General features: G+C 38.2%; 15 protein-coding genes. 4 read left to right on the top strand and 11 right to left on the bottom strand.

Features of this window, described 5'->3' with window-relative positions:
- Window positions 1-174: 174 nt before the first annotated feature.
- Entirely contained in the window at window positions 175-537 is a 363-nt protein-coding gene (locus tag ACZ5OK_RS00655; protein ID WP_343842828.1) for a winged helix-turn-helix transcriptional regulator, read from the bottom strand.
- Window positions 538-707: 170 nt separating this feature from the next.
- Here ACZ5OK_RS00655 and ACZ5OK_RS00650 point away from each other — a divergent pair, with 170 nt between their 5' ends.
- The 3 genes from ACZ5OK_RS00650 (at window position 708) to ACZ5OK_RS00640 (ending at window position 4,004) form a co-directional block, all read left to right on the top strand.
- Complete coding sequence (locus tag ACZ5OK_RS00650) at window positions 708-1,766, top strand: LLM class flavin-dependent oxidoreductase (protein WP_343842826.1); 1,059 nt, start codon at window positions 708-710, stop codon at window positions 1,764-1,766.
- A 14-nt stretch (window positions 1,767-1,780) separates the two neighbouring features.
- Window positions 1,781-2,347: an NADPH-dependent FMN reductase gene (locus ACZ5OK_RS00645; protein WP_343842823.1), complete on the top strand. Its 567-nt coding sequence runs from the start codon at window positions 1,781-1,783 to the stop codon at window positions 2,345-2,347.
- Window positions 2,348-2,792: 445 nt separating this feature from the next.
- Window positions 2,793-4,004 (top strand): Bcr/CflA family efflux MFS transporter, encoded by a 1,212-nt coding sequence (locus tag ACZ5OK_RS00640; RefSeq protein ID WP_343842821.1) that lies wholly within the window; start codon window positions 2,793-2,795, stop codon window positions 4,002-4,004.
- 119 nt (window positions 4,005-4,123) lie between these two features.
- Here ACZ5OK_RS00640 and ACZ5OK_RS00635 read toward each other — a convergent pair whose 3' ends face one another.
- On the bottom strand, window positions 4,124-5,314 hold the full coding sequence (locus ACZ5OK_RS00635) for an MFS transporter (protein ID WP_464758241.1): 1,191 nt from the start codon (window positions 5,312-5,314) through the stop codon (window positions 4,124-4,126).
- A gap of 63 nt (window positions 5,315-5,377) precedes the next feature.
- Window positions 5,378-5,932 carry a TetR/AcrR family transcriptional regulator gene (locus tag ACZ5OK_RS00630; RefSeq protein ID WP_343842815.1) on the bottom strand — a complete coding sequence of 185 codons (555 nt, stop codon included), beginning with the start codon at window positions 5,930-5,932 and terminating at the stop codon, window positions 5,378-5,380.
- Window positions 5,933-6,308: 376 nt separating this feature from the next.
- On the opposite strand from ACZ5OK_RS00630, the gene ACZ5OK_RS00625 reads away from it, so the two are divergent.
- The gene (locus tag ACZ5OK_RS00625) at window positions 6,309-7,286 is read left to right on the top strand and encodes a glycine betaine ABC transporter substrate-binding protein (RefSeq protein WP_343842813.1); all 978 of its coding nucleotides are present in this window, start codon (window positions 6,309-6,311) and stop codon (window positions 7,284-7,286) included.
- Between the two features lie 126 nt (window positions 7,287-7,412).
- On the opposite strand, the gene hepT is transcribed toward ACZ5OK_RS00625, so the two are convergent.
- The 8 genes from hepT to ACZ5OK_RS00585 all read right to left on the bottom strand — a co-directional run bounded on the left by hepT (window position 7,413) and on the right by ACZ5OK_RS00585 (window position 12,907).
- Complete coding sequence (gene hepT, locus ACZ5OK_RS00620) at window positions 7,413-7,820, bottom strand: type VII toxin-antitoxin system HepT family RNase toxin (protein WP_343842810.1); 408 nt, start codon at window positions 7,818-7,820, stop codon at window positions 7,413-7,415.
- Window positions 7,813-8,217, bottom strand: coding sequence for a type VII toxin-antitoxin system MntA family adenylyltransferase antitoxin (mntA, locus tag ACZ5OK_RS00615; RefSeq protein WP_343842808.1), 405 nt, complete (start codon window positions 8,215-8,217; stop codon window positions 7,813-7,815). The genes hepT and mntA overlap by 8 nt, the downstream gene beginning before the upstream one ends.
- An 874-nt stretch (window positions 8,218-9,091) precedes the next feature.
- The gene (locus ACZ5OK_RS00610) at window positions 9,092-9,622 is read right to left on the bottom strand and encodes a DUF4269 domain-containing protein (RefSeq protein WP_343842805.1); all 531 of its coding nucleotides are present in this window, start codon (window positions 9,620-9,622) and stop codon (window positions 9,092-9,094) included.
- Between the two features lie 101 nt (window positions 9,623-9,723).
- On the bottom strand, window positions 9,724-10,323 hold the full coding sequence (locus ACZ5OK_RS00605) for a hypothetical protein (RefSeq protein ID WP_343842803.1): 600 nt from the start codon (window positions 10,321-10,323) through the stop codon (window positions 9,724-9,726).
- Between the two features lie 62 nt (window positions 10,324-10,385).
- Window positions 10,386-10,682, bottom strand: coding sequence for a hypothetical protein (locus tag ACZ5OK_RS00600; RefSeq protein WP_343842800.1), 297 nt, complete (start codon window positions 10,680-10,682; stop codon window positions 10,386-10,388).
- A 429-nt stretch (window positions 10,683-11,111) separates the two neighbouring features.
- Window positions 11,112-11,681 (bottom strand): nucleotidyltransferase domain-containing protein, encoded by a 570-nt coding sequence (locus ACZ5OK_RS00595; RefSeq protein WP_343842797.1) that lies wholly within the window; start codon window positions 11,679-11,681, stop codon window positions 11,112-11,114.
- 38 nt (window positions 11,682-11,719) lie between these two features.
- Window positions 11,720-12,262, bottom strand: a complete 543-nt coding sequence (locus tag ACZ5OK_RS00590) for an NUDIX hydrolase (RefSeq protein ID WP_343842794.1) — start codon at window positions 12,260-12,262, stop codon at window positions 11,720-11,722.
- 66 nt (window positions 12,263-12,328) lie between these two features.
- Window positions 12,329-12,907: a histidine phosphatase family protein gene (locus ACZ5OK_RS00585; protein ID WP_343842791.1), complete on the bottom strand. Its 579-nt coding sequence runs from the start codon at window positions 12,905-12,907 to the stop codon at window positions 12,329-12,331.
- Window positions 12,908-12,960 lie beyond the last annotated feature (53 nt).

Raw genomic sequence — 12,960 nt, 5'->3', positions numbered from 1 at the left:
GACATACAGCCGTTTCTCACCATCTTATGAGTGAAACCGAAAATTAACACCCTGAATGTTTCTTCATATATACGTTTCTACAAATTAACCAAAAATCCCCGCTTTTTTGTTTACTTTTCTCTGAAACATAAAAATAAAAGGAGAGCTGGACCTATTTCAGGTCTTCTCTCCTTACTACCCTTCACTTAAAGTTTCTTTTTCCCTTTTTAATTTCTCCTGCTTATGCTGGGTATGCTTTTTCCCCCATTCATGCATTGCTTCCAATATCGGCTGCAGGCTTTTTCCATATTCCGTAATGGAGTACTCTACCTTAGGAGGCACCTGAGGATAAACGACACGCTCGACAATATCCTCTTCTTCCAGCTCCCGCAACTGCTTTGTCAGCATCTTTTGAGTAATTCCAGGGACATTTCGTTTCAATTCACTAAACCGCTGTGTTCCTTCTTTTAGCAAATGAAGCAAAATAATCGGCTTCCATTTTCCTACTAAAATTCCTAAAGCGTCCTCCACACGACATAATTCCGGCTCAATTTTCATGTTCCGACCTCCATAGTATCCTTTTGTATACTATATTACTAAAAAGTGTGTACTTACACGATACACCCTTTTAAACTATAATAACAGTGGAAACATTTATACTAAAGATTTTATATACCAATGGTAAAATAACAGAAGGACGATTAACAATGAAAAGAAGGTGAAGACATATGGAACAGTATCGACTCAATCCGGAAAAAGGCTTGGAATTCGGTATTTACACATTAGGGGACCATCTCCCTGACCCATCAACAGGGGAAAGAATTTCTGCACAGCAGCGTATACATGAAATTATTGAATATGCCAAACTGGCTGAACAGGCAGGTGTCGACTTCTTCAGTGTAGGGGAAAGTCACCAGGAATATTTTGCAACTCAGGCACACACCGTCGTATTATCAGCGATCGCCCAGGCAACGGAAAAAATAAAAATCGGAAGTTCATCTACCATTATTAGTACCTCCGACCCTGTACGCGTCTATGAGGACTTTTCAACGATTGATCTGGTTTCAAAAGGACGGACCGAGCTTGTTGCAGGCCGAGCCTCCAGAGTTGGACTATTTAACTTACTCGGTTATGATATAAATGATTACGAGGATTTATATGAAGAGAAATTTGACTTGTTATTAAAAATTAATCAGGAGGAAACCGTGAACTGGGAGGGACGATTCCGCGCACCCCTGGAAAATGCACAGGTCATTCCTCGTCCAAAAGAAGGAGCCCTTCCGATTTGGCGGGCAGTTGGCGGTACTCCTGCCAGTGCCATAAAAGCAGGATTTGCCGGTGTTCCAATGTTTATGGCTCATCTGGGCGGACCGGTTTCCGTATTTAAACAAACCGTGGATGCTTACCGGGAAGCAGCCCGTCGCAGCGGTCATGATCCAGCTCAGCTTCCGGTAGCCACAGCAGGATTTTTCTACGCAGCGGAAACCTCACAGCAGGCGTTAAGAGAGCTTTATCCTCATATTAACGAGGGGATGAAAAAAACCAACGGCCGGGGTTTTGCCAAACAGCTTTTCGCACAGGGTGTCGACCGTCGGAATATAATGAATGTTGGCAGCCCACAGGAGATCATTGAAAAGATTCTCTATCAGCATGAACAATTTGGCCACCAGCGCTATATTGCCCAAATTGATTTTGGCGGTATGCCATTGGATAAATTGCAAAAGAATCTTGAAATCATTGGTACAGAAATTATTCCTGCCATCAAAAAATATACAGCAAAAGACTAGGAGGTACTCACAATATGAACGTCGTGGCATTGTCAGGGTCCATTGTTGGATCAAAAACACGGACAGCTATAAATTATACAGTTCAATCCCTTTCTGAAAGCTATCCGGATGCGGAGATTACCGTGATTGATTTAGCGGACTATCACATCCAATTCAGTGATGGCCGAAACTATTTAGAATATGAAGGGGATACGAAATATGTAGCAGAGACCCTTATGGATGCCGATACCATCATTATTGGCACACCGATTTTCCAGGCATCCATTCCCGCTACATTAAAAAATATTTTTGACCTGCTCCCCCAACAGGCCTTTCTTGATAAGGTTGTAAGTATCATTGTTACAGCCGGTTCACCAAAGCATTACCTGATTGCTGAGCAGCAGTTAAAGCCCATACTGACCTATATGAAAGCACAGATCGTTCCAACCTATGTATTTATTGAAGAAAAGGATTTCTATCGCAAAGAAATTACCAATGATGATGTTCTTTTACGTCTCGACCGGCTTGTTGAAGATACGATGGTTTTATCGGAAACGTATGCAAAGGTCCGTGAGGCAGAAGAGGCAAAATATGATTTTTAATGGTAAAAACAGGTCTTAGGTTATGTTTTCTAAAAAATGTATTCTGTTACAATATAAGTTGGAGAAGATAAGTCCACTCGGGTTTCGTTACCTGGTGGATTTATTTTTTATTTATAATCGTTTATAAATAAAAACCAAACAGAAGAGATGAAACGTATCAGCAAAACAATCGTATGAGTTAGTCATAGTAGTCATCGTTCAAAAAAGGAGAATCTACCGATGCAGCCTATTCAAGAACCTGAAAATCAAATTTCCAAAAATGCCATTAAGGTTTGGCGATTAAGCAGTCTAATCGAAGAAGGAATCGGGCTAGGAACGGGCAAATGAAGTAAAAACAGAATCATAAGCATAAAGATTTATTTGAGGATTTCTTTCTGGACAGGCAATCCTTCTTACCTTATACTAATCTTATTTGTATTAACTTACACACTATTTGATAGGGAGAGTGTTCGAAATTCATAATCCAGCAGGAAAAGAGCGTCTGGGACTGGCTTTTCTTCTTGGCATGCTGGGGATATTAGGACCGCTAAATATCGACATGTATCTCCCCAGCTTCCCCGGCATTGCCGATGATTTACATACCAGTGCCTCGCTCGTACAGCTCAGCTTAACAACTTGTTTAATTGGCCTTGCTATTGGTCAAATCATCATTGGACCGATCAGTGACTCTCAGGGAAGAAGAACGCCTCTATTAATCTCCATTTCCCTGTTTGCCCTGTCCTCTTTTATATGTGCCATTGCACCGAATATTACGACGCTCGTTATCGGACGCTTCCTCCAGGGCTTTACCGCTTCTGCCGGTGTGGTGCTTTCCCGGGCAGTCGTCCGTGATGTATTCAGTGGACGAGAGCTCACAAAATTTTTCGCCCTGTTAATGGTTATTAATGCGGTTGCCCCTATGATAGCCCCGATGGCAGGGGGCGCCATTTTAGCCTTGCCGTTTGCGAGTTGGGAAACGATTTTTTACTTTTTAGGGATAATCGGCATTTTAATTGTGCTCACCGTAGCATGGAAGCTGAAAGAAACTCTGCCTGAAGAGCGGCGGATTCCGGGCTCAGTCGGAAATACAATCAAAACGATGGGAAGTCTGATGAAAGACCGTTCGTTCATTGGCTACGCACTGGTTGTAGGCTTTGTTCACGGGGGCAGCTTTGCCTATGTCTCAGGGACCCCATTCGTTTATCAGGGAATTTATGGGGTTTCCCCACAGGTATACGGGGTCCTGTTTGGCATCAATGGACTGGCTATTATTTCAGGAAGTTTTATCATTGGCCGTTTAGGGGGAATTATTCCTGAACGAAAATTACTGCGCACAGCTGTCATTATCGCCTTAAGTGCAACAACGGTTATTTTAACGATGGCTATTATAGAAGGCCCACTGTTCAGTCTTGTGATTCCGATTTTTATTTATATGACATCTATGGGAATGGTCTTAACCAGCACCTTCACTCTGGCTATGGAGCATCAGGAGAAACGGGCTGGGAGTGCCAGTGCCGTGCTTGGTATGCTTCCCCTCTTACTGGGATCCCTGGTTTCACCGCTTGTGGGCCTTGATGAATCTACAGCAGTACCGATGGGGGCGATCTTGTTCAGTACGTCACTGATTGGCTGTATTGCCTTTTTTACATTAACGAAAAATAAGCATACTAAAGCGTAATGCGTCGTTTCATTCATAAGTAACTGATTATCTTTATAAAACCGGGAAGACCATCTGTATGGCCTTCCCGGTTTTTGATTCCATTGTTCTTTCGTCAGCGCTATCCGTCATAGTCTCTTTTACTTTGTACTCTCGGTTACGTTCTGTTCCAGATTCACAGGAAGCCCAGTCGCTTCTTTTCTCTTTTTAGGAGCTAAAAGGGCAGCAGCCATGCCAACGGAACCATAAAAGACAAACGAAGGAGCATAGCCCCAGGTTCCAATCAGCCAGCCGGCCAGTGCAGAACCTATCACCTGACCTACTGCCAAAAGCAAAAACGGAACCCCAATGCCCAAAGATGCATTATCAATAAATACTCGAATTCCCCAGACCAGAAGAACGCCTGTTAAAAAGATATAAGAGCTCCCAAAAAGACCTGCTGATAAATAAGCCATGAATAAGTGTTCAGGAGCCACCGATAGAATCATCGATGCGGAGGCAATAGCGATACTTCCTAATTTATATGAGAATGGTAAGCCTCCTTTTTCAACTAAGGATCCGGAAAATCCCCCCAGCACACCAAATATACCAATAACAATCCAGAATACAGCAAGCTGCCATTCACTGTAATCACCAGCCACCTGGATAAACGTTCTTGAAAATGACCAGAAGGCTGCTGTAGAAATCCCTAAAATCAGGGATGCCAGAATCAAAGGAATGGAACCCTTAACCCCTTGTATCGAATAGCTCCCTTTCTCAAGCATGATCTTTGGATTTGCACTGATTTTTGGAATGATACGGTAATTCCAGATCAAAATAAAGAGTGTCAGCATCGCATAGATGAAATAGGTCAGTCTCCAATTAGGGGATAATAAGATCGCCCCTGCTCCAGTAAGAGCGATACCAAAGCTTGTTCCGGAATTGATCCATGTATTTGCTTTCCCCTGTTCATCCCTCTGAATCCAAAGGGATATCGCTGCACCATAAGGCGGGGATACCAGGCCTGTGCTTCCTCCAGCCAGTAAAACACCTAATGCCAGCATCCATACGTTTGGAGTTACTGCCATCAGCATTAATCCGGCAAATGCCGATAGACCGGCCGCGATAATCATCCTTCTCGGCCCTTCTCTTGTTGTAATGACTGTAGACAGAATAATGGTAAAACAATAGGACAAGTAAAATAATGAAGAGACCATCCCTGATACAAAGTTGGACATTTCAAGTGACTGATTCAAATCTGGAAGAAGCAGTCCAAAACTAAACCTTGCTAATCCATAGGTGACCGCAATCATCGTAATACCTGGTAGAACCAGCTTTGAGAATTTCATCATATTCACCTCCCCGGTTCTGCAAAAATTATATAGAACGACCTTTCTATTTCTGTAGGAAAAAAATTACGATGTATGCCGGACAATCGTCCTGGCCATCGCAATCGAATGTTCGGTTGCTTTCTCTGCACCAATTAGTGTGGTCATAGATGTGGTTCCTTCAAGCAGCAATGTAAGCTGATAAGCGATTTCCCGTTTGTTATCCTTTCCTTTCTTTTGAGCTAACCGCTGAAAATATTGAAGTAATTTAGCTTTATGACCTCTTGCAATGCTTTCAATCTCATTATCCGTTCCTGCATAATCTTCTATCGCCCTTAAAAACATATCCCCCTGATAGGATTGTTCCTTTAGCCAGCGGCAGTGGGCTTCAACTGCAAGAATGAAAGGTGAATCAGAATCCATTTCCACGTAAGAGTCCAAATAAGACCAATAACGTGCCTCCCGCTGCTTAAGTACTTCTTCAACCAGATTGTCTTTGGATTCAAAATGATTATAAAGGGTCATCGTTGCAACATTCGCTTCATTAATTATTTGCTTTAGTCCTACACCACGAAATCCATGCTTATAGAATAGCCCTTCAGCTACTTCAAGAAGTGCTTCTTTTTTTACAGATCGACTCATATTATCTACTTCTCCTTCATTAGATAGAACAACCTTTCTACTATTATAAAAATATCAGCTTCTGATGGCCATCGTCAAACCCTTTGATTCGTTTTTTGATCGAGAAAAGTTTCGCAAAAGAAAGAAAACAGGCAAATAGTCTGGTAATTTAAAATAATCTTTGGAAATTATTTAATATTTTCATATAGCACTATGTATCCCTAACATATACTCGTTTATGCTCTATATCTTTAAAATGCTCATTTAGTTTTATGTAATTTTTTTGATATGATTATGAATAGTGTTTGAATTTTGGGTAACCGTTACCAGTACACAGCAGCTTTTTAACAGGCCATTTAAATTTAAATAGCCTTTAACTTACTCAAATCTATTTCATTTGGGAGGTATTATTATTTTTAAGGATCGTAAAATCAAATTTGGTCTTACCGTTTTCGCTTTAATGCTCATGATGTTTCTAGCTGCATGCGGTGGAGATAGTAATGAGGAGGACAATAGCAACTCCTCAGACGATAAAAATTCCGAAGAAACAACGGAAGGACCTGCAATCGGTCAGAAGGATCTAACGCAGCCATACGTTGCTTGGGCCAGAGAAACGGTTAGTACACATATGCTTGCTGAATTGCTTGAGATGGTCGGCTACAATGTTGAACTGTCACAAGTAGAGGCAGGTCCAATGTGGTCCAGTGTTGCGGAAGGTTCAGCTGATTTCCATACATCCGCATGGCTCCCGGCCACTCACGCTTCTTACTGGGAAGAATACCAGGGCGATATTGTGAAAGTAAAGCAAGTCCTTGATAAGGCACCATTAGCTTTAACCGTTCCTAGCTACATGGAAGATGTAAATTCAATAGAGGACTTAAAGGGTAATGAAGAACTAGGTGAATCCGTTGATTGGGAGATTGTTGGAATAGATCCCGGTGCCGGAATCATGCAGAATACTCAACAGGTATTTGAAGAGTACGGGCTGGAAAATTGGAATCTGACATCAAGCTCTGAAGCAGCTATGCTTGCTGCGCTGCAGTCAGCTATTGAAAACGAGGAGCCTATTATTGTACCCCTTTGGAAACCACACTGGGCTTTCGGAACCATGGATCTGAAAATGCTTGAAGATCCACAGGAAATCTATGGCGGTGACGGTGACCAGGTTTACACGGTTGCCCGTAAAGGATTAAAAGAAGATGCACCAAGAGCGTACAAAGTAATGGAACAATATAATGAAAACTATGAGATGCTGGAGGAAATGATGCCTAAGGTTCATAAGGACGGTCAGGACCCAGCAGATGTTGTTAAGGAATTTATTGAAAATAACCCTGACAAAGTAGATGAATGGCTTAAAGGGATACCAAGAGAATAGAAAACGTAAAAAAGGAACCGGAGAGGAATGATTTTCTCCGGTTCCTTTTTTATTGGACTTAATAATCACATGGTATCAAATGCGAAAACTTATAAGGCAGCAGTTTTCCAGGCTGGATGGGTAAATTTATTTTAAACTTAAAATAATCCTCGTATAATCCTTAAAATCATGTAAGTGCTTTTCAATAATTGTCTGCAAAATATCAAGTTTAATTGCCTGGTAATCATGAACTGCGATATTACGAAAGCCTACCATACTCTTCAATGATTTCGATAACTTTCTATCTATAATATTTTCTTCTTCTAACATTTTAAATGCATCACGACTGGACTTTGGCAATCCAAGTCTCTTTTCACTAACCATATGCATAGCTAAATCAATACTTGCCTCACAAGCGCGCTGTATATTTAAAATGATACTATCTTGTTTCGTAAAATCATTTAAATTGTCCGGATTATCACCGTATACATCGAGTATACGTTTTATACACCTTTCAATGGTTTCCGCTTTATTTAATACTACGTCACTAACCAAAAATATTCCCCCTTTCCCTAATTCCTTGTATAATTTCTGCACGTTGTTCATTTAATCGCGCATACATGGAAAGAGTTTTCATTCGTTCCTTAATGAATACATTTTTATCAGCAACATAAATGGGTTCACCGGTTGTAAATATTTGTGCAGCAAAGACAGTGTCGACATTTTTTAAATCTACAAGATCCACATTAACATTACATTTTTCTGCAAGCTCTTCCATCAGCAAAAATCGTTCATAACTAGTAGAGATTTGATTTGAATAGTAGGCAAGATCAAGATCACTATCATCATGGGCTGAGTCCATGGCATAAGAACCAAACACAATCAAAAATGCTGGCTGCAAGCGATCTTTCAGGGTTTCTTTAATCAGTTCTTTCCAATCTTCAGGTATCATTTTTCCACCTCCAAACAGGTGCCTATCAAACACCAGTGCTTTTAATATTATAGGTGGCCACAGTCTGCCTTGGTTAAATTTTACTTATCATCTATTCATGAGCTGTAATAAATACCATTACTCCCCAGTCCATATATATATACTGAAAAGGCGGAGGATAAACAGATCTTATTTACAAATTACTTATAAAAAAACATCCCTTTAAATAAGCATATCTAAAGGGATGAAACGGTGCAAATATTATAATGGACTAAACTGTTCTAAAAAACTGTGCCCTTGAAACTTAGTTTTACAAACCCCTTCCTCCCCCGCAACACCTTCTCCCACTTGCCCTCACGCCCTTTTTCACCTCTAAATCCTCGCCTTTCAATTTAACTAAGTTTTACAAAGAAAACCGCTATTTCTTACAGAAATCAGGCGAAAATCATGCGATGAAATATTGAAAAATGGAACTCGGTTTTACAAAACAGAATAGAAATTAAGGAGGTAATAGAGATAAGGTTTAAGGATTAACAGGGGGATTTTCTGGCGTTTTCCCACGCTTTTTTCTCCTGCTTGGATGGCTTTAATCCCTTACGTCATCTATCTTTCCAGGCTTTCACCCATTAAAAAAAGAACAGAGAAGGCGTACCAACGGTACGCTCCCGGATTCTGATTAGAGTGATACATAAGAACCGATACATAAGTGCCTCCGCTTTCCCTTCTTTGTAAAACTTACTTACATCTTGTAAGAAGAGTTACATCTTTGAAAGGGAGAGTTACAGGGAGACATAATAGATATTAAGGGTTTAAGAGCAAATTCTAATTACATAGACATACTCTTTTTTCATAATACTGAACAAATCAATTTCTTCTTTACATTTCCATAAGTAAATCAAACAATCCTATTCTTTTTCCCAAAATCTATAAGTGTCTCATAAGCGTCTCCTTTTAACCCTAAAACTTTACAAAAAGCAGGCTCTGTCTTATATCCTTGTTTTTTTAATAATATTACCTCTTCTTGTACAGACGGATGATTGGATATTATGAAGTTTTCAATTACCATATGTAAATAAGCATATTGTTCTTTGACAGATTGCGGTTGACCAAATAACTCAAATTCGAATCCACCATACATGAAATTTGCTTTTACTACGGAGAAATTCCTAATCACAGTCTTCTTAAATATAAATTTTTCCTTATTTGAAAATAACAATTTCACCTTTTTCTCAAACTTATTGGGATCGAAAACCTCCATAATAATATCTAAATCTGACCCCTCTATATCAATTCCAATGGGTAACGTTCCACATAGGATAGGATTGAATTCAGATAAACTCTCCATTATCCCTAAACTGTTAATAGCATTATAAGCATTTTTCTGTTTTTGATTGCCAAATCTCAAATAATCAATAGTTTCAAACATACAAATTTCCCTCTCTTTAATAATTCGACTACTCTTCTACCGTTACCATAAGAACCGTTCTTCGTAAGACCATACACAGAAATAGAATTAACCCCAAACGATTACTTATATTTATCAAATTGAGGGTATTTACTTATAGCAGACCTCAAAGCAAAAGATAAATTTTCTCTTTTCTCTCTTTGATCAATATATGAAAATATACTCTGTTTAGATGGAGAACCATAATTAGATAAAGATTCAAATAAACTTTTTGCCCTATCATCAACATTACTAAAAATAAATGGATCTGCATATCGTGAATCAAGTTTTAGTAGTTTTATATAGTTCTCATGTGCCTTTCCTCCATTATTTTGCAATGTTATAAATTCATCCTCAAAATTAATCTTAAATTCAAAATTTCCACCAATCATCTCGTTGTATGGAGTTACTATAGGAGGATTTGAAACTCGATCACCTTTACCCTCTTGGGCTTTATTACACGCATAACAAGAAGAAATTAAGTTTAAAGGATTCATTGCTAACAAAGGGAATTTTGATTCTTGCATTGTCCTCTTTACATCTTCCAATTCTTCTCTATTGAATGTTAGAACAGAAAAAATTGTATCGATATCAACCTTCTTTGTAAGCAAACTAATAATAATTTTCCAAATCTCCTGTTTTGCTTCTTTAGTAATCCCCTCGAAGTCCTGTTTATTACTCATAGTCCACGACCCTTTCTAAGTATTACCTAATCTCCGTAATCACCTTTACTTTTCCAGCTCATTTATTTTCTCTCTTCAGGAAAATCTCCTCTTCTGATCATTTCATGTCTTAATTCGTTTATTAACTTTACTTCAAGCTCCGTAATTTCAGATATAACTTCTTTTTCGAATCCTTTTCGAAGCATGTTTGAAGCTATATCAAAACTTCTTGTTATTTCTCCAGTTTGAAAATAAGACAATTGCTGTTGTACTTGTTCTATGCTGTGTCCAGTAACATTGGCTATTTCATCTTCGGTATATGCATTCACAAACATTCTAATAACTATTTCATTTTTAGACAGATTTTTTGCATCACTCATGCTCTACCCCCCACCCTTTCAGGAAAATGTATAATCTCCTTTTCATCACTCTTTCCACCATTTACACCTCTACCCGCAGATACATCCTAATGTTGTTTACTTTTTAACTGCATTAAAAAAACGCCCATTTTGTCTGAGCGTTTGAATTCACTATTATGAACTTTTGAAGGTTGGTCGATGGATACTTCATGTTTATCATCCTAAATTTCAAGGTTTTATTTTATATTATCATCATAAAATAACCTGCCAGACTGGTCAATAATGCACTATTTTAGTTACTTTTTTAGTCATCATGAACACAACCTAATCTATTGCGTTTCATAGTGCATCGACATCTTCCACATTGAAATAATATTGACCCTCAGAAGGGTAATTTTCTCTTCCTGGAATTTATTCCCTGTAAAGAAAACCTCCTAAAGAGAAATAATCTCAACCTAAACATTTAAGCCATTCGTGCTGTGGTTCGTGGATCTGTATTGCTTCACTTAACCATTTCCTCTGGTGGTCATTAAGATAGTCTTTTACTGTCATGAAATCTTGATGATCTTTTTCTCTTGTATTTCTAACTTTATATAATAGTACAATTTCAGGATTTAGATACGGGATTCCTTGAACTGAATATCTATATAATTCTTTAATTGGATAGGAAATCCTCATATCTCTTCTGAATATCCATTTATTACCACATGTCTCATTTAGAAGGATTTCCATTTTTGCCCCGCTCAATTTATTTATAGCATGTATTTCATGAATGGGTAGTTCCAGGTATTCATTTTTCCAAGGATGGAATTCACCTTTAATGACCTTTTGGAATTCCCACTCTTGTAGGTATTCCTTTAATTTTAGTTGGTCTTTACGGAAAACTGATATCTCTATGTCCTTATGTAGTCTTGTTTCTTTACCGATATGAAGGTCAATTGCCCAACCGCCTACAACAAACCATATTTTATTAAAATCGGACATCAACTCATTAATGAAATAGCAATGTTTAAATGACATTTACCTACTCCTTTTACTCTATTTCTTTACCAAATCTATTACTTAATAGGTCTATCCCAATCTTCTAAAATAGCCCATGTAATTTCAGGAGTTCCATCATCAGACTTCATTGTGCCAACATACACCTGGTCTGAAAATTGTCCAATTTCATCATAGTGATTTACTACTTCCTTTGTTGTTTCTGTAACGTTATCAGACAATACTTCATTAAGGTTTTTCCAACATAATTGACCTTCTTCGCTTTCAGTTACTTTATAGACATCTAATACATTTCCAAAATAAACATATTGTATCCTAATTTCTGAATAGCCTTTTATTCTGAGGACTACATACCTAAGCATCAAATTATTAATATCAGTATCAACTAATCCTGTTTCCTCTTCGATTTCCCTTTGACACGCTTTATTCGGATCACTCATTTCTTCTTTTTCAATATGACCGCCGATTGGAACTAATAATCCAGGAAGAAAGGAGTTATTAAGTTTTTTTTGAAGAAATAAGACATCTTGATTTTTGTTAAATAAGAACGCAACCGCCATTTGCCTAAGTTTCAAATATACCTCTCCCTTTCTATCACTCATATAACCAATTATTCAACAAATTTTTATGTCCAAGTCATGTTTCTTCTTGTTTTCTGAACAACATCATTAGGATTTATTCCAAATTCTTTGAACATCTTTCATTTTCTTTCCGTTAAATGATAGTTTATATATATCTGGTATTTCGAGTTTCTTCCAAAAATCAAATCCATACTGATTATCGAAATAGTTCATAATTAACACCATAATATTACCATGAGTACCGATTACTACATTCCTACCTATATTGCTTTCTAATACTTGTAAAGTAGCATGAATACCTCTTTTTTGAGCAACCCTATTCGATTCTCCGCCTTTCCATGAAAAATCATAGTCTTTCCAAACCTTTGTAATGGCTACTGAAAAGTCTTCTACAGGCTTTTCCGCCAAGATGCGTTCTTTGAAACCCTCTACTAACTCAATCTCTTTATCTATGTATTTTGCAACCCCTTCAACTGTTTGAACTGCACGTCTGTATGGGCTTGAATAAACATAATCAATAGCCTCTCTTTTAAGCAAATCAGTTACAGTGTTTGCATCAGTAAACCCACATTCAGACAAAGGTCTTCCTAACTCATCTGGCGTATATGTAGAATGAGCATGTCTAACAAAATACAAATTCGTCTGCAAACCAATCAAACCTTCCATAAACGTTTATAATGGTCATCATTCTTTGTAATTCTTAATCGAATAGATCATTT

This window comes from Salinibacillus aidingensis (assembly GCF_055393355.1).
The sequence above is the reverse complement of the archived record's forward strand: the minus strand, read 5'-3'. Positions and strand labels throughout refer to the sequence as shown.

Excerpts from the sequence above, each read along its gene's own strand:
- ACZ5OK_RS00655 (WP_343842828.1), bottom strand. The coding sequence starts at position 537 with ATGAAAATTGAGCCGGAATTATGTCGTGTGGAGGACGCTTTAGGAATT.
- ACZ5OK_RS00650 (WP_343842826.1), top strand. The coding sequence starts at position 708 with ATGGAACAGTATCGACTCAATCCGGAAAAAGGCTTGGAATTCGGTATT.
- ACZ5OK_RS00645 (WP_343842823.1), top strand. The coding sequence starts at position 1,781 with ATGAACGTCGTGGCATTGTCAGGGTCCATTGTTGGATCAAAAACACGG.
- ACZ5OK_RS00635 (WP_464758241.1), bottom strand. The coding sequence starts at position 5,314 with ATGATGAAATTCTCAAAGCTGGTTCTACCAGGTATTACGATGATTGCG.
- ACZ5OK_RS00630 (WP_343842815.1), bottom strand. The coding sequence starts at position 5,932 with ATGAGTCGATCTGTAAAAAAAGAAGCACTTCTTGAAGTAGCTGAAGGG.
- mntA (WP_343842808.1), bottom strand. The coding sequence starts at position 8,217 with ATGATACCTGAAGATTGGAAAGAACTGATTAAAGAAACCCTGAAAGAT.
- ACZ5OK_RS00610 (WP_343842805.1), bottom strand. The coding sequence starts at position 9,622 with ATGTTTGAAACTATTGATTATTTGAGATTTGGCAATCAAAAACAGAAA.
- ACZ5OK_RS00605 (WP_343842803.1), bottom strand. The coding sequence starts at position 10,323 with ATGAGTAATAAACAGGACTTCGAGGGGATTACTAAAGAAGCAAAACAG.
- ACZ5OK_RS00600 (WP_343842800.1), bottom strand. The coding sequence starts at position 10,682 with ATGAGTGATGCAAAAAATCTGTCTAAAAATGAAATAGTTATTAGAATG.
- ACZ5OK_RS00595 (WP_343842797.1), bottom strand. The coding sequence starts at position 11,681 with ATGTCATTTAAACATTGCTATTTCATTAATGAGTTGATGTCCGATTTT.
- ACZ5OK_RS00590 (WP_343842794.1), bottom strand. The coding sequence starts at position 12,262 with ATGAGTGATAGAAAGGGAGAGGTATATTTGAAACTTAGGCAAATGGCG.
- ACZ5OK_RS00585 (WP_343842791.1), bottom strand. The coding sequence starts at position 12,907 with ATGGAAGGTTTGATTGGTTTGCAGACGAATTTGTATTTTGTTAGACAT.